The sequence below is a fragment of the Streptomyces sp. NPDC047974 genome (assembly GCF_040653375.1).
Taxonomy (GTDB): Bacteria; Actinomycetota; Actinomycetes; order Streptomycetales; family Streptomycetaceae; genus Streptomyces.
Genome location: NZ_JBEZNU010000001.1, coordinates 381534 through 401875, shown reverse-complemented (window position 1 = coordinate 401875; position 20342 = coordinate 381534). Strand labels below are relative to the sequence as shown.

The following is a 20342-nucleotide window of genomic DNA, read 5'->3' as shown; positions in this document are numbered from 1 at the left end:
CGGGACCCTCTGCGTCCACCACGTCGAACCCGCCTCGGAGACCGCCCGCTCGCTCCGCCTCCTCGCCGACCGGACGACGCAGGCGGCACAGGCGGCGGCTCCCTCACGCTGACGACTCCGCCGGGGGCGAGAGCCGTTCCGCCAGGAACGCGATGATCTCGTCCCGGGCCCGCACGGTGGGGTGACCGGCGGTGTCCACGAGGTGGGCGGTGACGACGCTGTGCGCGCAGCCGACCACCTCGCGGAAGAACGGCGGCGGGTCGGGGTTCGCCGCCCCGGCGGGAAGGACCCGCCCGTCGAAGGCCTCGCCGAGCAGCGCGCGGTACGCGGCGAACCGCCGGCCCGTGCACCAGCGGTCGCCCTCGAAGCGGTAGGCGAGCACCTTCAGCCCGTCGCGCCGGACCCGCTCGGCGACGGCGACCGCGTCCTCCTCGCCCAGTTCGAGCCCCGCGGGGTCGTCGAGTGGAAGCGACGGATGGTTGACGACGGGGGCGACGACGGCCGGTTCCAGCGTCATGGACAGGGCGAAGTTGCCGGTGAAGCAGAGCCCGACCGCCCCGACCCCGGCCCCGCCCCGCTCGGCGTGCGCCACCCGCGCGAGCCCCCGCAACCAGGCGACCACGGGACTGGTCCCGCCGCCGGCGAACGCCCGGAACTCGGAGCTGACACAGGCCCGCCGTACGACGGTCCCGGCCGCCTCCGCCAGCGGATAGGCCCCGTCGACGCCGAACAACGACGGCACGTACACCGAGAAGCCCGCGTCCCGGATCCACCGGGCGAACCGGGCCACGTCGGGACTGATGCCGGGCATCTCCGGCATGAGGACGACGGCGGGCCCCGCCCCGGTCACGTACACCCGCTTGCCGACGCCTTCGACCTCGACGACCCGGCACGAGAAGTCGTCCAGCGGGTCGTCGAGCTTCTTCTTCCGCTCTCCATGCATGGCCGACAGCATGACGAGCCCCGGCCTTCCCCGGAACGGGCGATATCGCCGATACTCCGGGGTATCCCGCCACCCACCGCCGCTGCCATCGCCACGGTGACCGACCACGGCCCACCGGGAGGAACCGCCCATGAGCCCGCTGCGCGTCAGCGTCCTCGCCTACCCCGGCTGCTTCGCGTCGGAGGTGTACGGCGTCCCCGACCTGCTGACGATGGCCGCGCACGTCACCGCCGCGCGGGGCCGCACGGAGCCCTCGTACGAGACCTCCGTGGTCTCGCCGCGCCGACGGGTCCTCGCGGCCGGCGGAGCCCGTGTCGACGTCGCGGCGGTCCGCCCGGCCGACGTCCTGATCGTCCCCGGCTTCGACCTGCCGCCCGCGCTCGACCCGGACGCGGCGCTCGCGGCGCTCGCCCCGGAGCTCGCCACGATCCGGGAGCGGGCCGCCGCGGGAGCGGCCGTGGTGTCGCTCTGCGTCGGCTCCTACCTCCTGGCGGAGGCCGGACTCCTCCACGGCCGGGAGGCGACGACCTCGTGGCTCCACGCGGACCGCTTCGCGCGCCGCTACCCCGAGGTGCGGGTACGCCCGGAGAGCCTGGTGGTCACCGACCGCGGGGTGACGACCACGGCGGCGTTCAGCGCGATGTACGACTTCGCGCTGCGCTTCGTCCGCGACCACGACGGCCCCGGCACGGCCCGGGCCACGGCGCGCGTCGCCCTGCTCGACGACACCCGCTCCTCCCAGTCCCCGTACGTCGACGCGGCCCTCCTCCCGGCGACGGGTCACGCCTTCTCGTCCGCCGTCATGCGCCACCTCGACCAGAACCTCGCGGCCCGCTACGACCTGCCGGCCCTCGCCCGGGAGTTCGGCGTCAGCACCCGCACCCTGCTGCGCCGGTTCGGCGCGGAGACGGGCCGGTCGCCCCTCACGTACCTCCACGCCGCCCGCGTCCGCAGGGCCCGCCACCTCCTGGAGACCACGGACCGCACCATCGCGACGATCGCCGCGGACGTCGGCTACCGCGACCCCGGCACCTTCTCGGCCGTCTTCACCCGCCACACGGGCCGCCGCCCCAGCGTGTACCGCGCGACGACGGCCACGTCGCCGGACCCGGGCGCCCGGTGAGGGAGGGGGCACGGCACGGTCCCCACGACCGCCGCGGGTCCCCGGGCACCCTCCTGCCCTGCCCTGCACGCCGCATCCGGCGACCGCCCTCGCGGCCGGCCGCCGAACCGGCTCCCGGAATCCTCACAACGGCGCGAGCAGCATCAACACCTCGTCGCGATCGTCACCGGGCGTCAGCCGGAGCGCGCCCGGCCACCGCCCCACCTCACGCCAGCCGAGCCGTGCGTAGAACTCCTCGAGTCCCTCGCCACCCCGGGCGGCGAGCCGCAGCTGTTCGAGCCCCAGTTCGTCCCGGGCGATCCTCCGCGCCTCCCCGACGAGGGCCGCCCCGGCTCCCCGCCCGCGCCGGTCGGGCCGGGTCTGCAGATGATGGATGCTGCCCCAATGTCCGACGAGCCGGTCCGGATCGCGGCGAAGCAGCACCCAGCCGACGAGCTCCCCGCCGCCCCGGGCCACCACCAGCCGGCACCGCTCGGAACTCAGCCCGGCCACGATCGCGTCCGCGACCGGCCCGACCTCACCGTCACCGACCGGCGGGAACGGAAACCCGGCTGCCCCGCCCGCGTTGGTCACGGCGATCCAGCAGTCGAGCAACTCCCGCCGGAGCCGGGGCCCGACACCGTCCGGCCGCGAGATCTGAAGCAACTCCAGGCCGGACTCCGATTCAAGGGCACGTGCACGCGTCATACGAAGGAGCCTGCCAGAGCTCCGACGGCCCTGGTCCACCGCACGGGCCCGCCGGCCGCCAGGACGCGTCCGGCCGATCGTTCCAGAGCGTCCGGGACATGGTCGGGACACGACGTGCAGTGCCAGGGTGGGGGTATGGATTGGCAGTCCGAGAGCCCGGAACTCTGGGCGTTCCTGGAGTCCCTGAACTGCGGCGACATCCTGTCGGGCACCGTCGCGGCGATCGAGCGGTTCGGGGTCTTCGTGGCCCTGGACGACGGACCCGCCCATCCCCTCTTCCCCGGTGTGGGGTTCATCTCCTTCCCCGAACTGTCGTGGCGGTACTTCGTCGATCCCACTGATGTCGTTCAGGTGGGTCAGCGTGTCTCGGGCGAGCTCCTCCAGTTCGACACCTACAACGCGGAGGCCAGACTGTCCTTGAAGGCGCTGGAGCCCGACCCCCTGCGGGCCTTCGCCGACCGCACGCCGGTGGGCCGGGAACTCCGCGGGACGGTGGAGAAGGTGGTCCCCATCGGCGTCTTCGTCGACCTCGGGGACGGGATTGTCGGGCTGCTCCCCTTCAGAACGGCGGACGGCCGCCCTGAGACGGGTCCGGTGGAGAACGTCGACACCGGGGACGAGATCGCCGTCGTCGTCACGGAGATCGACCCGTCGAGGCGCCGGGTTCTCCTCTCCGCGCCGCAGCGTGGTCGGCACGAAGGCGCCGTGCAGGCCCCGTGACGGCCCGCCTGCCCGGACCGGGCAGGCCGGCAAGGACCAGGCAAGGGCCCTGTCCGCGGGACGTGCCCCTCAGTCAGGACGCATGCCCGTGTCCGGGCCCACCCGTGGACGAGCGCCCGCACGCCGACCCGTTCGTCGCCCTCCTCCGGTGAACTCCCGCGGAGCGATGACGTGTTCACCGACGCGGAGCCGGACCCGTCGATGCCTTGACGGCGGCGAGGGGGCTCGGTCATGCTCGTCGCCAGGCACCGTGAGGAACGTTCAACAATCCTCAAGTCCCGTAACGGTGGTTCACCGGGCAGACCCTGCCAAGACGCCCGCCTTCCCGGCACCCCGCACGCCGGCACCCGCACGCCGAAACCCGCGCCGGCACCCGCACCCCCGTACCTCCCCGTCGCCTCCTCACCCCTCCTTCGTGGAAGGACCGCACGTGACGAAGACGAACTGGAACAGCGAGGCCCGCCCCGCACGTCTGGAGGAGCGCCTGGACGACGACGTCGTCCGGTGCCACCTCAGTCCCCGCAACTGCCGTATCCGGCCCGGTCAGCACGGCTTCTGCCGGGTGCGCGCCAACCGTGACGGCCGGTTGGTGACCCTGAACTACGGGCGGTCGGTGCACGCCACCGAGGAGACCATCGAGACCGAGGCCGTGTTCCACTACGCGCCCGGCGCCCGGATCCTGTCCATGGGCAACGTCGGCTGCATGCTCAACTGCGACTACTGCCACAACTGGAAGACGTCGCAGGCGCGTCACGTCGAGGACAAGGACGTCCACCGGTACACGCCCGAGCAGGTTGTTGACATCGCCGTCCGGCACGGGATCAAGGTGATCTCCTGGACGTACAACGACCCGGTCGTCTGGCACGAGTTCGTCGTCGAGACCGCCGCGCTCGCCAAGGCCGCCGGCCTCGTGAACCTCTACAAGTCCGCCTTCTTCATCACCGGCGAGGCGATCGACGAACTCCTCCCGGTCATCGACATCTTCTCGGTGTCCGTCAAGTCCCTGGACCCGACGTACTACCGCCGGATCACCAAGGGCTGGCTGGAGCCGGTCCTGGAGGGGACGGAGCGGGTCTTCCGGGCCGGAAAGCACGTCGAGGTCTCGACCTTGATGGTCACCGACCTCAGCGACGACGAGAAGACCGCCCGCGACATGGCGACCTTCGTCGGCGAGCGCCTCAGCCCCGACGTGCCGACGCACTTCGTGCGCTTCCACCCCGACTACAAGATGACCGACACCGTCCGGACCCCCGTCGACCGTCTGGAGAGGGCGCGAAACACCGCGCTGGGCATGGGACTTCGCCATGTCTACCTCGGCAACGTCTACGACACCGAGTCGACGCACACCCGCTGCCGCCGGTGCGGACGACTCCAGGTCACCCGCTACGGCCTGAACGCCGACCTCGTCGGCCTGGACGCCGACGCCCGCTGCACCGGCTGCGGCGACGACGCCGGCTTCACCCTCCTCCCGGACTCCCGGCCGCGCGCCCGGCTCCGCGACCTCCCGCCCGGGGAGTCGCTCTCCGTCGCCGGATTCGACTGGCACGGGGACGTGCGGGCGCTGCACTTCCAGCTCCGCAACAGCTCCTCCGTACCGCTGCGGGCCTACGCCCGCCGTCGCGGCGACGCGGGAGCCGACCCGGCGTGGGAGGTCATCGACCTGGCGCCGCACGAGAGCTTCCGCTCCATCGCCGCCAAGAGCACCCCCGGAGAGACGGGCGTGCAGGTCGCCGTGCCGGCGGGCTGCGAATCCACCCTCCACCAGGTCTTCGACCGGGCCCACTTCCCCACGGTGGAGGCGACGGCGGGCACGCTCAACGCCGACGTCTCCCCGCTGCCCCTCTTCCGCCCGGGCGTGCGACCGTGACCGGGGACCGGGGCGACGGCTCCCGGGCGGGGACGGCCGCCCTGCGCCACGGCACGGACTACCGGGTCCTCCCCTTGGGCGACGGTGACGGTGACGGTGACGGGAGCGGTGGTGGCGACCGCTCCGGGACCGCCGCCGTCCTCATCACCGGCAACCACCGCCTCCTGCTCGCCCCCGCCGCGACCGCCCGCCGCCTCGAAGCCGGGGAGGACCACCTCCTGCCGGACGAGCGAACGGCCTGGGAGCGCCTCCGGGCCGAGGCCGGCGTCGGCGACGACACCCACAGGACCCTGCTGGCCGAGAGCGCGCTCTCCGACGGCGCCGACTTCGCGGTCAACGTCAACCTCACCAACGTCTGCAACCTCGCCTGCGCCTACTGCTTCGCGGAAGGCGGCGACTACGGCCGGATCACCGAGGCCATGGGGGAGCACTCGGTCGCCTGGATCTTCGACTTCATCGCGACGCACGCGGCGCCGGGACAGCGCGTCCGCTTCGAGTTCTTCGGCGGCGAACCGCTGGCCAACCTCCCAGTCATCCGGACCATTTGCGAGCGCGCGCGGGGCATCGCGGAGCGGGACGGCACGCGTTTCCTGCACCGCGTCTCCACCAACCTGACACTCCTGCCCCCGGGCACCACGGACCTCTTCCGCGAGTACGGCTTCATCGTCTCCGTCTCGATCGACGGCGGCCGCCAGGTCCAGGACGCCAACCGGCCCTCGAAGAACGGCAAGGGCTCCTACGACCGGATCCTGCGCAACCTCCGGCGGGTCCGCGCGGAGTGCGGCGACGCGGTGACGCTCGTCGCGCGGATGACCATCGCGACCGCCGAGCCCCGCCTCAAGGACAGCGTGCGGGACCTCTGGCGCCTCGACCTCTTCGACCACTTCCAGATCTACCCGGGCGTCTACCCGGTCCGCACGGGTACGACGGTCCCCGTCGCCCTCACCCTGGGCGACCGGACGCTCTCCGAACCGCAGGGCGGGATCCGGTACATCAACCACTTCCTCCAGCCGGGCATCGTCGAGCAGTTCAAGGAGTTCCTCGCCGACTACCCCCACCTCTTCGACCCCGGCAACCGCTTCCAGGGGGTCCTGGAGTACGAGCGGACCGTGCAGATGATCAGCGAGGGCGCGGCGGCCCTCGCCTTCTGCTCCGGCGGCCGCACCTACTACACCCACTCCCCGGACGGCAGCGTCAGCCCCTGCCACCGCCTCGTCGGCGACGAGGGCTTCGACGTCGGGACCGGCGAGCGGGGCATCACCCGCGAGCACCCCGAGTGGCGCCGCTCGGTCGACGAGCACCCGGTCTGCGGGGGCTGCTGGGCCCGCTACCTGTGCGGGGGAGGCTGCCGGCAGGAGAACCACGTGGCCACCGGAGACCTGAACACCCTCAACACCGAGTCGTGTCAGTACCAGTTGATGCTGGCGGAGGAGGTGGTCAAGATGCTGGCGCGTGCCACGACGGACTACCGGGACCGGTCCCGTACCCGCTACGACGACCTCTTCGTCTCCTGCGGCCGCCCCGTCGTCCCGAGCGCGCGTGCCGCCCCTCCCGCCCCCGTCGGCGACTACGGCCCCTTCCGGCTCATCTGCTGAGCTTTGGCCACGGATCCGGCCACGGAGGCCGGGGAGACCACGGAGAGTGGCCGGAACTGTGTGCGGTCGTCACCCGTTGGAGCGAAGGACGGGGCGAGGTGTAGACCCGCAGCACATGCCTACGTAGCGTGCCTGATCAACGAGGGCCGGCCGACGAGGGCCGGTCCGCGGAGATCGACAGCCCGTGGCTCAAGGGGGAGTGCGTGGAAGGTAGTTGGATGGCGTCGGGTCGGTGCCGGGAGGCGGACGCCGAGGACCTGTTCGTCGAGGGGGCGGCCCAGAACCAGGCCAAGGAGCTGTGCGTGGGCTGTCCCGCACGCTCCGAATGCCTCGCGTACGCGCTGGACCGGAGGATCGAGCACGGTGTCTGGGGCGGCATGACGGAGCGCGAGCGCCGCGCCCTCCTGAAGCGCCGCCCCACGGTTCGGGACTGGGCCGGCCTCCTCCAGGCCGCCCGCCGCGAGTACGCCGCGGGCGCCGGTGTGAGCGCGGGGGCGGGCGCCGGCCTGGCGGCGGCATCGGCGGCGCGCCGCTCCGCCTGAGGGAGGGCGGACGGGGGACCGGCGGACGGCCGAGGGGTGTGCGTCACGCGCGCGGCAGGTCGAGGATCCAGTTCTGGCCCACGAGGTCGTGGCCGAAGCTGTGGTGGGGCTCCTCGTCGGCGAGGGTAAAGCCGAGGCCCTGGTAGATCCTGCGGGCCGAGACCAGGACGTCGTTGGTCCACAGGGTCACCCGCTCGTACCCCGCCTCGCGGGCGAAGGCCAGACAGTCTGCGACCAGCCGGGTCCCGAGGCCGTGCCCCCGCCCCTCCGGCGTCACCAGGAGGAGCCGCAGTTTGGCCAGGCCGGGCCGTCCGCCGTCGACCAGGAAGACGCAGCCCACGCGCCGGCCGTCGAGCTCGGCGATCCAAGCGGCCTCCCGGGCGGGATCGTGGCGCGTCCCGTAGTCGGCGACGATCCGGGCGACCAGGACCTCGAAGTCGGTGTCCCAGCCGAACTGCTCGTCGTAGCCCTCGCCGTGGGCCATCACGACCCATCCCAGGTCGCCGGGGCGGTCCGCGCGACGCACGACCACCCGTTCCTCTTCCTGACGCACCGTGACCACCCTCTCGCACTGAAACACTCGTTTCAGTTACGTTAGGCTAGCCACGTGTCCCAGAAAGCGCCAACCCCGTCCGCCCGCCGGACCGAGCTGCTGGAGGCGGCGTACGCGTACGCCCTCGCCCACGGCCTCAGCGACCTGTCGCTGCGCCCGCTCGCCGAGGCCATCGGCTCCAGCCCGCGGGTCCTGCTCTTCCTCTTCGGCAGCAAGGACGGCCTGGTCCGGGCCCTCCTGGCCCGTGCCCGCGCCGACGAGGTGGCGCTCCTCGACCGCGCCCGGCAGCCGGACGCACCCATCGGCCTGGTGGCGGCCGCGGAGCAGGTCTGGGGCTGGCTCGCGGCGCGTGAACACCGCCCCCTGCTGCGCCTGTGGGCCGAGGCGTACGCCCGCTCCCTGGTCGAACCGGACGGGGCCTGGGCCGGCTTCGCCCGCGCGACCGTCGAGGACTGGCTCGCCGCCCTCGCGTCCTGCCAGCCCCCCTCCGAACGCGGCACCGACCGGGGTGCGACCCTCCGCACCCTGACCCTGGCCGTCCTCCGGGGCGCCCTGCTCGACCTCCTGGCCACGGAGGACGAACGACGAGTCGACGCGGCCGTCTCCCGTCAACTCGCCCTGTTGCAAGGATCCTGACGGATCATCGGGCAACGTCAGGCCGATGGAAGGCCGCCGCGTCCGGTGCGGCCGACGCCGCGCGGAGAGAACGTCATCGCGCCGATCCATCCGTGGCGGACGAGGGCCACTTGCGACGGCAGCGGCGTCACCGGGTCCACCGCCCTCCCGCGCGCCCAGTTCGCGACCAGCCCCTCGGTCGTCGCCACGGCGGACACCACCATCGTCACCTTGACGTGCCCGTCACGGTCCCACGTGTTCCACAGCGCCCACCCCTCCTCCCTGGGCTCGACCCCGATCCGCGCGCACACCGCCTCGTACGACTCGTCGACCCCGGCCGGCATGACCCCGGGCTTCAGGACCGAGGCGCCGACGAGTCGGACCGGCGGCCGGTCCTCCAGGCAGCCGTCGCCTTCGAAGTGGTAGTGGCGCAGCGCCCGGGCGAGCGCGTTGACGCTGCGCTGGAGGGGCGTCGCCTCCTCCGGGTCGCCCCGGTGCGAGAGCCAGCCCTCGGAGGAGGCCTCCAGGGTGACGCGGTGGGCGAGGCGTTCGATCTCCCGGAGGTGGTCCGACTCCGTCGGCTCGGGTGCGGTCATGGCCCGGAGTCTCGCACCGGGGCTGCCGGAGGGGACACCGGATAAGCGGGGCGACACCGGACGGCGGGACACGGCGCCGCGTGCTCGGGCGGGGGCGTGGGGCAGAGTGGGGGCCATGGCTGCATACGAGACGATGGCGTTCCACCTGGAGACCGAGCGGCTGGTCCTGCGTCCGTGGGCCGAGTCGGACGCCGACTGGTTCCGTGCTCTCCTCGACGAACGAGGCACGGACACGTTCACCGTCGAGCGCGCCCGGGCCGGGATCGTGAAGCTGCTCGCCGAGACGGAGACCACGGGCTTCGCCCTGCTGCCGATCCAGCGGCGGGAGGAGGGGGACGTCATCGGCTACTGCGGGCTGATCGTCGGACGGGCCTCCGTGGAGGAGCCGGAGATCGCGTACGAGCTGTTCCGGCACGCGCACGGGCGGGGCTACGCCACGGAGGCGGCCCGCGCCGTGCTCGACGCGGCGGCCGCCACCGGGCGCAAGCGACTCTGGTCGACCGTCGGCTCCTGGAACGCGCCGTCCCTCCGCGTCCTGGAGAAGCTCGACTTCGAGCGCGACCGCGTCTCCCGGGAGGAGGGCGCGGGCGAGGTGGTGTGGCTCACCCGCGCCCTGCGGTGACGCGTCCCCGGCGGGCGCCCTGAGGGACGTACGCCGCCCAGAGCGCTATCGCGATGAACAGCAGCTGCTCCGGGATCCGGAACCAGAGCGGCGTCGCCGGTTCGCCGTTGAAGTCGATGTCGGAGACGGCCGCGTGGACGTTGGCCGGGAGCATCAGGACGAACAGCACGGCGAGGCCGACGCCGGCGGCCGGGCGGGTCGCCTCTCTGACCAGCCCCGCCGCGCCGGCGAGCTCCAGGACGCCGGTCGCGTAGACCGCGAAGCGGGGGAACGGCACGAACGACGGGACCATCGCGACCAGGTCCTGATGGCCGGGCATCGGGCCGAGGGCCGACGGGGCGAAGTGGGCGCTCGCCGTGAAGACCAGCATCACGGCGAGGCCGTGCAGCACGGAGACCCGCCAGGTCGCGAACCGCGCGACGCCCAGCGCTCCGAGCAGCCGGAAGAGGAGGGTGGGGACGGCGAGGAGCATGAGGGTGCCGAACATGGGAGGGGTGTCCTTCCGGTGGAGGGTGTTCGGGCGGAGCTCGTGCGACACCGTGACAGTCGCAGAATAGATAATAGCGCTATCCATTATCCGTTATCGAGGGGAAGAGCCGATGAAGGTCTCCGAGCTGAGCCGCCGCACCGGCGTGCGGGTGCCGCTGATCAAGTACTACCTGCGCGAGGGGATGCTCCCTCCGGGCCGGGCCACCGCCGCCAACCAGGCCGACTACGGTGAGGACCACGTCCGCCGCCTCCGGCTGATCCGCACCCTCATCGGGACGCGAGGGCTCTCGGCCGGTGCGACGAAGGAGATCCTCGACGCGATCACCGGCGGACAGGAGGACCTGCACCAGGTCCTCGGCATCGTGCTGGGCGTCCGTCCGGCGAAGGGCGCGGAGCCCGCACCGGCGCCGGACCCGGAGGCCTCCGATCCCGATCCGGAAGGGCTCGCCGCGGCGCGCGGCCTGATCGGCGCGATGGGCTGGGACGTCTCCCCGGGCAACCCCGCCACGCGCACCCTCGCCGAGGTCCTCACCGCCCTCGACCACCTGGGAACCGACGTCGACTGGCGCACCCTCCTGCCGTACGCCCGCCTCGCCGACGACATGGCCGAGCTGGACCTGCGGCAGCTGGACGGCGGGGGCGACCCCCTGGCCCAGGCGGAGAGGGCCGTCCTCGTCACCGTCCTCCTCGAACCGGCCCTGCTCGCGCTGCGGCGACTGGCCCAGGAGGACAAGTCCTCCCGTCTTTTCGGCGGCGCCCACGCCGACGGCGCGGGCGAGGCGTAGCCCTGTCGACCGACCCGTTCGGCCGACCGCCTGCCACCACCGCGCCCCCCGCTCGTTGAGCGCGGTGTGAACGACATCGACATCATCATGCGCGGGCGCACCTGCGTCCTGGTCACGGTCGGAGCCCTCGCGCTGGGCCTCTCCGGCCTCTCCGGCCCGGCGAACGCCGCGGCGGCGGGCCCGGAGGCAGGCGCGGCGGCAGGCGCGGCCGACGGTGCCTGCCCGGCCGAGGCGGAGATCTTCGCCACCGACAACACCGCGATCATCACGGATCCGGCGGATCCCCGCCTCGACACCCGCCTCGTCCGCTTCGGGCACGAGGTGCGCCGCATCCTCCGCGCCCACGGGGCCCGGCCCGGCGCCTCCACGCTCCTGGAAGGGGTCTTCTGGTCGTCGGACCTCCAGCGGGCCACGTACGAGCGCTCGCGCGAGTTCGACGTCGACGGGGTCGGCCGCGACGGGCTCCGGCACGTCGCCGGCGTCATCGCCAAGCGGTACCGGCAGGAATCGGTGCTCACCTTCCGCTGCCTGCCGAGGACGGACCCGGAGACCGACGCGGTGCGGATCCGGGCCGACGGCGTCACCTCGACCCGTCTGCACGACGCGCTCCTCGCCGATCCCCAGGCCCGCGAACGGCTCGGCGGCGGCTCGACCACCCTCGACGACCAGCTGATCCTCGTGGCCCCGCTCGCCGATCTGGCGCTGGCCCGGAAGTTCACGAAGGACCTGGGCGTCGACTGGAACACGGTCGAGACGCGGTACGGCGACGAGGAGTTCGTCGGCTGAACGCCGGCCCCGCCGGGGTCAGCTCGGGGCGTCCAGCAGGTGGGGGCCGTTGTTGCGCACGTTGTTCACGGCGGGGGAGACCGCGCGGGCGTCGAGGTGTCCGTCGGCGGGCTGGGTGAGCAGCGCGCGGAGGTCGCCGGTGTCCTGGTGGTGCGGGTCGAGCCAGGCGTCGTAGTGGTCGGGGGAGAGGGTGAGCGGCATGCGGGGGTGGACGCGGCCGGCGGCGTCGGTGGCCTCGGTCGTGATGATCGTGCAGGTGATCAGCCAGGCGGCCGCGTCGTCGTCGGCGGCGACGTCGGGGTCGCGCCAGAACTCGTACAGGCCCGCCATGGCCATCGGGCCGCCGTCGGCCGGGTGGATGAAGTAGGGCTGCTTGCGGGTCCTGCCCGTCGACTCGTCCTTCACCGGGTCCCACTCGTAGAAGCCGTCGGCGGGCAGCAGGCAGCGGCGCTTCGCGAAGGCGCGGCGGTAGGCGGGCTTCTCGTGCACGGTCTCGACTCGCGCGTTGATCATGCGGGCCGCCGACCCGGGGTCCTTCGACCACGACGGCACCAGCCCCCAGCGCAGGGTCCGCAGCTCGCGGCGCACCTCCCCGCCGCCGTCCCGCCCGGCCCGCTCCAGGACGGCGTACACCTGGTCGGTGGGCGCGACGTTCCAGCTGGGCTCCAGCGTCTCCTCCGGCTGCCAGTCGGTCACCCGGAAGAGCCGGGTCAGCTCCTGGGGGCTGCGGGTGGAAGCGTAACGGCCGCACATACGACCACTCTCCCACCACCGCCCCGCCCCGGGCCGCTCCCGCGCCGCCCGAGCGGCCGGAAACCGGCCCGGTCCGACGAGAGCCGAACGGGGACCGGACGCGGGCCGAACGCGGGCCGAACGAGGGCCGAACGAGGGCCGGACGAGGGCCGGACGGGGCACGCCACCACGCCCTTCCCCACTTCCCTTACGTATCAAGGGTGTTGGAGGATTCCCGCATGAATCCGAATGCTTCCGGGCCGACCGCCGACGCGGCGGCCACGTACCTTGCGGCCCTCCGGGAACGGCTGGCCGGAGACGGCTGCACGGTGACCACGCCGGAGTGGAACGGCCACTCGGTGGTCACCGGCTCCCGCGCCGACCGGAAGGCGCGATGGTTCGGGACCAAGACCGAACTGTTCGTCTTCGCGGCCGCCGTGCCCGAGGTCGACGCGGGCGACCTGGCCGGGTTCACCACCTGGGCCATGGGCTACGCGAAGAGCCTGCGGAGCGGCATACCCGGCGCCCGCAACGCGGCCACGGTGCTGCCCGCCCTGGTGAGCGCGCGCGTCCGGCCGGACGCCGCGCGGTGGGCCGCTGAGGACGCCCGGCTCCTCGGCACGACGCTGATCGGCCGGCCCCTGACGGTCGAGACCGCACCCGACGGCGTGCGTACGACGATGTACCGGGGGCAGGTGCAGTGGGGAGGCCTGTTCACGCGGCACGTGCTGGAGAAGGCCGCCCTGTACTTCCCCTGAGACCTGTCCGCAGCACGTGGCACGTACTCCCTCGATCGGCCCAGGCGCGGGACGCGCCGGAGCCTCCTGCCGGGGGGATCCGCACGGCCGGGTGGCGCAGCCCCGGCCGACGGGCACGGAGCCGTGTGCCGAAGCTGGACGGGCCGGTGCGCCGCACCCGGCCGACGGCCCGTCCAGGAGGTCACGCATGCCCCGTTCCGCCCCCGCCCGCAGCCCGCACCGTGCACGCCGCCCGCGCCGGGCCGCCGTCGCCGCGCTGCTCCTCGCCGCCGCGCTGACCGCTCCCGCCCTTCCGTACGCGACGGCCGGCGAGCGACCCCCCTCCGGGACGCAGGGCAACGGCGGAGGGAGCGGCGGCGGGAAGGAGAGCGCAGAGGAGCGGGAGCTGCGCCGCGCCCTCGCCGAGCTCGTCGCCGCCCCCGGCGGGCCGCCCGGCGCCATCGCCGTCCTCACCCGCGACGGCGAACGCCGCGTCTACCGTGCCGGAACCGCCGAACTGGGCAGCGCCACGAGAACCGGGACCCGCCCGAAGGCCGGGACCGGCGGCTCCCGGCCGCCCCGCGCGGACGACCACATGCGGATCGCGAGCGTCGCCAAGGCGTTCAGCGGGGCCGTCTCCCTCGCCCTGGTGGACCGTGGCGCGCTCGCCCTCGACGACACCCTGGGGAAGCGCCTGCCGCACCTGCCGGAGGCCTGGCACGCCGTCACCCTGCGCCAGCTCCTCCAGCACACCAGCGGCCTGCCCGACTTCAGCCGCAGCGCGCGCTTCCAGGCGATCGTCCGCGCCGATCCGCGCCACCGCTTCGACTCCCGGCGCCTCCTGGAGTTCGTCGCGGGCGAGGGCCTCGCCTTCCCTCCCGGCAGCCGCTACGCCTACTCCAACTCGGACAACATCGCCGTCGCCCTGATGGCCGAACAGGCCACCGGACAGCGTTACGAGGAGCTGCTGCGGGAGCTGGTGTACCGCCCGCTCGGCCTCCGCGACACCAGCCTCCCCTCCGGGTTCCGGCTGCCGCGCCCCTTCCTCCACGGCTACGACACGACGCCCGGCGAACCGCCCGAGGACGTCAGCGAGGCGATCAGCGCCTCCGGCGCGTGGGCCTCGGGCGGGATCGTGTCCACCCCGGCCGACCTGAACGCCTTCATCGGCGGCTACGCCGGGCCCGCCCTGCTGTCGCCGCGCACCCGCCACGCCCAGCAGCGGTTCGTGCCCGGGGCGTCCGAGCCCGCCGGCCCCGGCGAGAACGCCGCCGGGCTCGCCCTCTTCCGGTACGAGACCCGCTGCGGCACCGTCTACGGGCACACCGGGAACACCCCCGGCTACACCCAGTTCGCCGCCGCCACCCGCGACGGCCGCCGCGCCGTCACCGTCTCCGTCACCAGCCAGGTCACGAACGACCCGGCGCTGCTCGCCCGCCTGCGGGCGACGGAGGAGCGTTTCGTCTGCGCCCTCCTGGACGGCGGAGGCGAGGGGCCGCACGGCGGGTACGGCGACCCCGACGCCTGACCCGAAGCACCGGTGGGACGGGACGGGAGAGGGGCTGCCCCCGCGCGATGCGCGACGGGAGGCAGCCCCTCGGTCGTCCTCAGGGGCGACGTACCGCGACGACGGTCACGGTGTGACGCAGACGATCGATCCGACCGGGTGGTCGTTGCCGGTCGACGTCGCCGTGAAGCCGAAGGTGACGCTGCCGTCCGCCGGGATGGTCCGGTTGTAGTCGACGTTCCCGACGGTGACCGTGCCGTCGGTTCCGGTGGTCAGGGCGCCGTTCCACAGGTTGCTGATCCGGGTGCCGGCGCCCGGTGTCCAGCGCACCGCCCAGCCGTCGCGCGCCGTCGTGGCGTGGTTCATCACCTCGACGGAACCCTGGAAGCCGCCGGCCCAGGCGTTGACCACGGTGTAGACGGCCATGCAGCCGGTGTGCGGGTCGGTCGGCGTCGGGGTCGGCTGCGTGGGAGTGGGCGTGGGCGTGGGGGTCGGTGTGGGTGTAGGAGTGGGCGTGGGCGTGGGCGTCGGGGTGCTGCCCGAGCCTCGGATGCCGGTCACCTCGCCGTTGCCGCCGTCGAAGACGATGTCGGAGCAGGAGAAGAAGTTCTCCTGGCTGTCCGAGCGGACCCACTGGATGAAGAGCACCGCGTCACCCGAGCGCCCCGAGGGCAGCGCGAGGTCCCAGTAGTAGTGTCCGCCGTCGGTGCCCGGGGAGCCCGTCTGCGGCGGGTCGGTGACGGTCTGTATCAACTCCAGGTCGTCCCAGCCGAGTTCGGTCGTGGGGGAGTATCCCGGCTTGGAGAGGTACACCCGGAAGGAGCCCGGGTGCGCGGCCCAGTTGCTGTGCTTGACCTGGATCGTCCGTCCGGAGGTCAGATGCGTGCGGGGCCAGTCGGCGCGGGCCGCGTTGTAGCCGGTGAAGTCGTACGGCGAGCGGTCGCCGGCGCTGCACAGGGTGCCGTCGGGGACGTAACCGGCGCCGCGTCCGCCCGCGTTGGAGTCGAGGACGGCGAACCAGTTGTACAGCGAGTTCGGTCCGCTCTCGGCGAGCGCCGCCTCGCACGCGGGGTTGGTCGGGTCGAGGCTGCCGGTGCCGGTCCTGGCGTCCAGCCAGCAGAGGTACGTGCGTGATCCGGGCGTCATGGCGACGCCGTGTGCCTGTGCGTTGCCCTGGCCCAGCAGGGTCAGGCCGATTCCGGCGAGCAGGGTCGCGAGCACCGCCGCGAGGGAGGCGAACCGCTTCTTGCGTCCAGCCATCGTGTCTCCTGTACGTGGGTGGGGGAGGCTCGCGCCTCGGGTCACGAGCAGGGCACCCCGCCGAGGGCGAAACCGGACGGCGGGGCGAACGTGCCGCTGTACGTCCCCTGGAAGCCGAAGGACTGGCTGCCCCCGGCCGGGATCCGTGCGTTGTGGGCGAGGGCGGTCGCCGTCACCGTGCCCGAGGACGGGGAGACGGCGGCGTTCCAGGACTGGGTGATCCGGTGACCGGCCGGGAGGGTGAAGGCCAGTTCCCAGGGCTCGACGGCCGTCGGGCCGGTGTTGGCGACGGTGACGTCCGCGGTGAAGCCGCCGGTCCAGACGTTCGGCGTGACCGTCACCCGGCAGGTCGTCGCGGACCCCGGCTCACCGGGGCCGGGCTCCTCCGGGCCCGGCTCCTCCGGTCCGGTGGGCGGGGTGCCGAGGTTCACCGCCGAGGAGAAGGAGTGCACGGCGAGTCCGGCGCCGTTCTGCCAGGGCTCGAAGCCGGCCTGGACGCTCGTCAGGTACCAGTCGCCGCGGGCCATGCCCCGGGAGACGGTCTCCCGGACGAAGTCCATGACGTCGAAGTTCCACTCCGCGAGGGCGGTGGGGGCGACGAAGGAGATGACGTCGTTGGAGCCGTTGCCGCCCGTCCACACCTGCCACGACCGCCCGCCGACGGTCGCGGTGCCGACCGGCGAGCCGATCGGCTGGACCGGGCCGTTCCTGTGGAACCAGATCATGATCTCGGTCCGGTTCACCCCGTCGGTCCGGGGCGCCGGGTCCAGCCAGATGTCGTACGAGGCGTTGTAGACGGCGTCGCCGACGAAGCCGTACGAGATGGCGCTCGGGGCCCCGGCGATGCCGTCGATGCGCGCGGGCAGGGCGGTGCCGGGCGAACAGCGCGTGTAGTGACAGCCGTTGAAGAGCGACGGGTAGGCCTTCGGAGGGCCGTCGGTCGGCACGGAGCCGTCGGCGCGGGTCAGCCGGAAGCCCGTGTCGGTGGCGGTGACGCACTGGGTCGCGCCGGTGCCCCAGCGGTTGTTCTGGACGATGTACCGGCCCTGGACGGTGGCCGTGCCGTACTGCTCGCAGATCAGGGTGTCGGCCGTGGCCGCCGGCGCGGTGCCCACGAGCATCGCCACGACGCCGGCGAAGGCGAGGAGCAGCGCGCCGAGTGCGGCACGGGGGCGGTGGGGGGACGCTCGCACGGGGGACCTCCTGGGGAGGGGAGACCTGTCAGGGGGAGGGGCGGACGGCAGGGAAGAGTTCCCGGAAGATGTGGATGTGAGATGATTGGGAGCGCTCCCATGCGATGGTGCTGGACGCACTGTAGGAGCCGGGGGCGTAGCTGACAACCCGTCGGGCGCGAAGCGGGAGGGTCTGATCCGATGCGAGCCTGTTCGTGTCCCGCCCGCCGGTGGGGCACACTGGCGGGCGTGCGCATCGTGATGATGACGGCGGGTTCGCGGGGCGACGTCGCGCCGTACACGGGTCTGGGCGCCGGTCTCGTACGGGCCGGCCACGAGGTGACGCTGGCCGCGCACGCGGTGTTCGAGCCGCTGGTGGCGGGGTCCGGGGTGCGGTTCCGTCCGCTGCCCGTGGACCCGCGTGCCGAGCTGCACTCCGCGCGGGGCCGGCGGCTCCACGACGCGCACACCGGCGCCGGGAAGCTCGTACGGCTGGCGTCCATGGCCCGCGGAGCGGTCGACGAGATGACCGCCGCCCTGGTGGAGGTCGCACGGGAGGGTGAAGTCCTGCTGGTCGGCGGGGCGTTGGGGCCGCTCGGGTACGCCATCGCCGAGGGCCTGTCCGTGCCCGCCCTGGGGTTGCACCTCCAACCGCTGCACCCGACCGCCGAGTTCCCCGCCCCCGTGCTGGGCACGCGCTCCCTCGGCGCGGTGGGGAACCGGCTGAGCGGACGGGCCGTCATGGCGTCGGTGGAGCTGATGTTCCACGACGCCGTACGGTCGCTGCCGCGGCGGTACGGGCTCGCCGGGTCCCGGGTGCGCCGGGCGCGACCGGTGCTGCACGGCTACAGCGAACTCGTCGTCCCCCGCCCCCGGGACTGGCCCGCCGGCCTGGAGGTCTCCGGATACTGGTGGCCTCACGAGACCGGGCGGCTGCCCCGGGAGCTGGAGGACTTCCTCGCCGCCGGGCCCCCACCGGTCTTCGTCGGGCTCGGCAGCGCCACCGTGCCCGATCCCGAGCGGGTGAGCGGCGAGATCGTCGCGGCGCTGCGCGCGGCGAAGGTGCGCGGAGTCGTGCAGAAGGGCTGGGCCGGGCTGGCCGCCCGGGGCGACGACATCCTGACCGTCGACGAGGTGCCGCACTCCCTGCTCTTCCCGCGCACGGCGGCCGTCGTCCACCACGCGGGGGCGGGTACGACCGGCGCCGTCCTGCGGGCCGGGGTGCCGACCGTGCCGGTGCCGGTCCAGTTCGACGCGGCGTTCTGGGCGTCCCGCCTGACCGCCCTGGGCACCGCCCCCGGGGCCGTACCCCTGCGCCGTCTCACCGCCGGGACCCTGGCGCCGGCCCTGCGCAGGGCGACGCGGGACCCCTCCCACCGGGTCCGCGCCCGCGCCCTGGCCGACCGCCTGGCCACGGAGGACGGCGTGGCGCCGGTCCTCGCCGCAGTCGCCCGGCTGACCAGCTGACCCGCTGACCCGGCACCCTCGTTCCCCACCACCTGACGCGCCGGATCACCGGGGGCGTTCCGCGGAAGGGGACCCTCTAGGATCCTGTACCCGTGAGCCGTCCGACGCGAGGTGCCCGGACGGCGGTCGCTTTCCACGGGGGGAGAACTACGGTGTTCGGAATCATCAGGCCATGCCGTCATCGGCTGGGCGAGGGCCTGCGTACGGAGTGGATGGCGCACCTGTGCGGTCTGTGCCTGGCGCTGCGCGGCGAGTACGGGCAGTTCGCGCGGGTGGCGACCAACTACGACGGCCTGATCGTCTCGGTGCTGACCGAGGCGCAGTCGGAGCGCACCGGGGACTGGCGGCGGGCCGCCGGTCCCTGCCCGCTGCGCGGGATGCGGTCGGCGGACGTGGCCCAGGGCGAGGGCGCGCGGCTCGCGGCGACGGTGTCGCTGGTGCTCGCCGCGGCGAAGATACGCGACCACGTCGCCGACGGCGACGGCCTGGTGGCCCGCCGCCCGGTGGCGCTGGCGGCCCGTCGGATCGCGCGCGGCTGGGACCGCGCGGGCGCGGCGGGCGGCGAACGGCTCGGCTTCGACACGGCGGTGCTGGTCGACGCGGTCGAACGTCAGCCGGAGATCGAGCGGGTCACCGGCCTCGGCGGCTCGCTGCTGACGGTGACCGAGCCGACGGAGACGGCGACCGCGGCCGCCTTCGCCTACACGGCGGTCCTCACCGACCGCCCCGGCAACGCCGGACCCCTCGCGGAGGCGGGGCGGCTCTTCGGTCGGCTGGCCCATCTGCTGGACGCGGTGGAGGACCTGGACACGGACGCGGCCTCGGGCGCGTGGAACCCGATCGCCGTGACCGGCACGGACCGCGCCGAGGTGCGACGGCTCTGCGACGACGCCGTCCACGGCATCCGACTGGCCCTGGCCGAGGCCGACTTCGTCGACGGGCGACTCGTACGCACCCTGCTCGGCGGCGAGTTGGAGCGCGCCGTCGATCGCGCCTTCGACCCTCGGCACCGTCACCACACCCATCGGCACGAGAGCCGGCCGCGGCTGCTCGGCCTGCTGCCCCTGCCGGGTCGTCGCACGGAGACACTCGCGGCGCTGGAGGACGGCGTGACGGCGGCGAACCGGCCGCCGGACCGGGAGTGCGGTCGGTGCGGCCAGTGGCGCCGCCAGTGCCCCGACTGCAAGCTGTGCTACGAATGCTGCCGCTGCGACGACGGGATCGAGGGCGAGGACCTGGAGTCCGTGCGGTTCGGCGACGGCGGCGGGAGCGGCGGCTCCGGCGGCTCCAGCGGCTCCGGTGGCTCCGGTGGCGACGGCTGGTTCGGCGGACGCGGAGGCGGCGGCAACTCCGGTGGCTCGTCGGGTGGTTCAGGCGGGTCGGGCGGTTTCGGCAGCGGCTCCGGCGGCTCCGGCGGTTCGGGCGGCGGCTCGGGCGGTGGTGGCTGCGGCGACGGTGGCGGGGGCTGCTGCAACCCGTGCAAGTGCTGCGACTGCTGCTGCGACTGAGCGAGACGGGCGCGCCGCCCCGGCACCCCCTTCACA

Annotated in this window: 21 protein-coding genes; 13 read left to right on the top strand and 8 right to left on the bottom strand. The window is 73.7% G+C overall.

Annotation, left to right across the window (positions count from 1 at the left end; translation table 11 throughout):
- Positions 1-103 precede the first annotated feature (103 nt).
- Complete coding sequence (locus AB0E19_RS01740) at positions 104-943, bottom strand: dienelactone hydrolase family protein (protein ID WP_362171490.1); 840 nt, start codon at positions 941-943, stop codon at positions 104-106.
- 130 nt (positions 944-1073) lie between these two features.
- Here AB0E19_RS01740 and AB0E19_RS01735 point away from each other — a divergent pair, with 130 nt between their 5' ends.
- Positions 1074-2066, top strand: a complete 993-nt coding sequence (locus AB0E19_RS01735; RefSeq protein ID WP_362171487.1) for a helix-turn-helix domain-containing protein — start codon at positions 1074-1076, stop codon at positions 2064-2066.
- A gap of 123 nt (positions 2067-2189) precedes the next feature.
- On the opposite strand, the gene AB0E19_RS01730 is transcribed toward AB0E19_RS01735, so the two are convergent.
- Positions 2190-2753, bottom strand: a complete 564-nt coding sequence (locus tag AB0E19_RS01730; RefSeq protein ID WP_362171484.1) for a GNAT family N-acetyltransferase — start codon at positions 2751-2753, stop codon at positions 2190-2192.
- Between the two features lie 135 nt (positions 2754-2888).
- On the opposite strand from AB0E19_RS01730, the gene AB0E19_RS01725 reads away from it, so the two are divergent.
- From AB0E19_RS01725 to AB0E19_RS01710, 4 genes are all read left to right on the top strand, one after another.
- Entirely contained in the window at positions 2889-3473 is a 585-nt protein-coding gene (locus tag AB0E19_RS01725; protein WP_362171481.1) for a S1 RNA-binding domain-containing protein, read from the top strand.
- Positions 3474-3903: 430 nt separating this feature from the next.
- Positions 3904-5340 (top strand): AmmeMemoRadiSam system radical SAM enzyme, encoded by a 1437-nt coding sequence (gene amrS / locus AB0E19_RS01720; protein WP_362171478.1) that lies wholly within the window; start codon positions 3904-3906, stop codon positions 5338-5340.
- Positions 5337-6935: a radical SAM protein gene (locus tag AB0E19_RS01715; protein ID WP_362171476.1), complete on the top strand. Its 1599-nt coding sequence runs from the start codon at positions 5337-5339 to the stop codon at positions 6933-6935. Before amrS ends, AB0E19_RS01715 begins: the two co-directional genes overlap by 4 nt.
- 218 nt (positions 6936-7153) lie before the next feature.
- A complete protein-coding gene (locus tag AB0E19_RS01710; RefSeq protein ID WP_362171474.1) occupies positions 7154-7477 on the top strand; it encodes a WhiB family transcriptional regulator in 324 nt (107 codons plus the stop codon).
- A gap of 43 nt (positions 7478-7520) precedes the next feature.
- Here AB0E19_RS01710 and AB0E19_RS01705 read toward each other — a convergent pair whose 3' ends face one another.
- The gene (locus AB0E19_RS01705) at positions 7521-8030 is read right to left on the bottom strand and encodes a GNAT family N-acetyltransferase (RefSeq protein WP_362171471.1); all 510 of its coding nucleotides are present in this window, start codon (positions 8028-8030) and stop codon (positions 7521-7523) included.
- Between the two features lie 54 nt (positions 8031-8084).
- On the opposite strand from AB0E19_RS01705, the gene AB0E19_RS01700 reads away from it, so the two are divergent.
- Positions 8085-8666: a TetR family transcriptional regulator gene (locus tag AB0E19_RS01700; protein ID WP_362171468.1), complete on the top strand. Its 582-nt coding sequence runs from the start codon at positions 8085-8087 to the stop codon at positions 8664-8666.
- Positions 8667-8683: 17 nt separating this feature from the next.
- Here AB0E19_RS01700 and AB0E19_RS01695 read toward each other — a convergent pair whose 3' ends face one another.
- Complete coding sequence (locus AB0E19_RS01695) at positions 8684-9241, bottom strand: hypothetical protein (protein WP_362171465.1); 558 nt, start codon at positions 9239-9241, stop codon at positions 8684-8686.
- A gap of 115 nt (positions 9242-9356) precedes the next feature.
- Between AB0E19_RS01695 and AB0E19_RS01690 the strand changes: the two genes are divergently transcribed.
- Entirely contained in the window at positions 9357-9863 is a 507-nt protein-coding gene (locus tag AB0E19_RS01690; RefSeq protein ID WP_362171462.1) for a GNAT family N-acetyltransferase, read from the top strand.
- Here the strand turns inward: AB0E19_RS01690 and AB0E19_RS01685 are convergent.
- The gene (locus AB0E19_RS01685) at positions 9844-10350 is read right to left on the bottom strand and encodes a hypothetical protein (RefSeq protein ID WP_362171460.1); all 507 of its coding nucleotides are present in this window, start codon (positions 10348-10350) and stop codon (positions 9844-9846) included. The two genes, AB0E19_RS01690 and AB0E19_RS01685, sit on opposite strands and share 20 nt — an antisense overlap.
- Before the next feature lie 112 nt (positions 10351-10462).
- On the opposite strand from AB0E19_RS01685, the gene AB0E19_RS01680 reads away from it, so the two are divergent.
- Together AB0E19_RS01680 and AB0E19_RS01675 are read left to right on the top strand one after the other, a co-directional pair.
- Positions 10463-11137 (top strand): MerR family transcriptional regulator, encoded by a 675-nt coding sequence (locus AB0E19_RS01680; RefSeq protein ID WP_362171457.1) that lies wholly within the window; start codon positions 10463-10465, stop codon positions 11135-11137.
- A gap of 66 nt (positions 11138-11203) precedes the next feature.
- A complete protein-coding gene (locus AB0E19_RS01675; protein ID WP_362171454.1) occupies positions 11204-11923 on the top strand; it encodes a hypothetical protein in 720 nt (239 codons plus the stop codon).
- 18 nt (positions 11924-11941) lie between these two features.
- Here the strand turns inward: AB0E19_RS01675 and AB0E19_RS01670 are convergent, their stop codons facing one another.
- Positions 11942-12676, bottom strand: coding sequence for an SOS response-associated peptidase (locus AB0E19_RS01670; RefSeq protein ID WP_362171451.1), 735 nt, complete (start codon positions 12674-12676; stop codon positions 11942-11944).
- 218 nt (positions 12677-12894) lie between these two features.
- Between AB0E19_RS01670 and AB0E19_RS01665 the strand changes: the two genes are divergently transcribed.
- Together AB0E19_RS01665 and AB0E19_RS01660 are read left to right on the top strand one after the other, a co-directional pair.
- Entirely contained in the window at positions 12895-13413 is a 519-nt protein-coding gene (locus tag AB0E19_RS01665; protein WP_362171448.1) for a hypothetical protein, read from the top strand.
- A gap of 187 nt (positions 13414-13600) precedes the next feature.
- Positions 13601-14920, top strand: coding sequence for a serine hydrolase domain-containing protein (locus AB0E19_RS01660; RefSeq protein WP_362171445.1), 1320 nt, complete (start codon positions 13601-13603; stop codon positions 14918-14920).
- Between the two features lie 105 nt (positions 14921-15025).
- On the opposite strand, the gene AB0E19_RS01655 is transcribed toward AB0E19_RS01660, so the two are convergent.
- Positions 15026-16159 (bottom strand): lytic polysaccharide monooxygenase, encoded by a 1134-nt coding sequence (locus AB0E19_RS01655; RefSeq protein WP_362171442.1) that lies wholly within the window; start codon positions 16157-16159, stop codon positions 15026-15028.
- A gap of 41 nt (positions 16160-16200) precedes the next feature.
- Positions 16201-17352, bottom strand: coding sequence for a cellulose binding domain-containing protein (locus tag AB0E19_RS01650; protein WP_362171439.1), 1152 nt, complete (start codon positions 17350-17352; stop codon positions 16201-16203).
- A 243-nt stretch (positions 17353-17595) separates the two neighbouring features.
- Between AB0E19_RS01650 and AB0E19_RS01645 the strand changes: the two genes are divergently transcribed.
- Together AB0E19_RS01645 and AB0E19_RS01640 are read left to right on the top strand one after the other, a co-directional pair.
- Entirely contained in the window at positions 17596-18798 is a 1203-nt protein-coding gene (locus AB0E19_RS01645) for a glycosyltransferase (RefSeq protein ID WP_362172301.1), read from the top strand.
- A 152-nt stretch (positions 18799-18950) separates the two neighbouring features.
- Complete coding sequence (locus AB0E19_RS01640; protein WP_362171437.1) at positions 18951-20306, top strand: DUF5685 family protein; 1356 nt, start codon at positions 18951-18953, stop codon at positions 20304-20306.
- Positions 20307-20342 lie beyond the last annotated feature (36 nt).

Coding starts and splice junctions, on each gene's coding strand:
- AB0E19_RS01740 (WP_362171490.1), bottom strand. CDS start 943: ATGCATGGAGAGCGGAAGAAGAAGCTCGACGACCCGCTGGACGACTTC.
- AB0E19_RS01735 (WP_362171487.1), top strand. CDS start 1,074: ATGAGCCCGCTGCGCGTCAGCGTCCTCGCCTACCCCGGCTGCTTCGCG.
- AB0E19_RS01730 (WP_362171484.1), bottom strand. CDS start 2,753: ATGACGCGTGCACGTGCCCTTGAATCGGAGTCCGGCCTGGAGTTGCTT.
- AB0E19_RS01725 (WP_362171481.1), top strand. CDS start 2,889: ATGGATTGGCAGTCCGAGAGCCCGGAACTCTGGGCGTTCCTGGAGTCC.
- AB0E19_RS01710 (WP_362171474.1), top strand. CDS start 7,154: ATGGCGTCGGGTCGGTGCCGGGAGGCGGACGCCGAGGACCTGTTCGTC.
- AB0E19_RS01695 (WP_362171465.1), bottom strand. CDS start 9,241: ATGACCGCACCCGAGCCGACGGAGTCGGACCACCTCCGGGAGATCGAA.
- AB0E19_RS01690 (WP_362171462.1), top strand. CDS start 9,357: ATGGCTGCATACGAGACGATGGCGTTCCACCTGGAGACCGAGCGGCTG.
- AB0E19_RS01685 (WP_362171460.1), bottom strand. CDS start 10,350: ATGTTCGGCACCCTCATGCTCCTCGCCGTCCCCACCCTCCTCTTCCGG.
- AB0E19_RS01680 (WP_362171457.1), top strand. CDS start 10,463: ATGAAGGTCTCCGAGCTGAGCCGCCGCACCGGCGTGCGGGTGCCGCTG.
- AB0E19_RS01670 (WP_362171451.1), bottom strand. CDS start 12,676: ATGTGCGGCCGTTACGCTTCCACCCGCAGCCCCCAGGAGCTGACCCGG.
- AB0E19_RS01665 (WP_362171448.1), top strand. CDS start 12,895: ATGAATCCGAATGCTTCCGGGCCGACCGCCGACGCGGCGGCCACGTAC.
- AB0E19_RS01660 (WP_362171445.1), top strand. CDS start 13,601: ATGCCCCGTTCCGCCCCCGCCCGCAGCCCGCACCGTGCACGCCGCCCG.
- AB0E19_RS01655 (WP_362171442.1), bottom strand. CDS start 16,159: ATGGCTGGACGCAAGAAGCGGTTCGCCTCCCTCGCGGCGGTGCTCGCG.
- AB0E19_RS01645 (WP_362172301.1), top strand. CDS start 17,596: ATGACGGCGGGTTCGCGGGGCGACGTCGCGCCGTACACGGGTCTGGGC.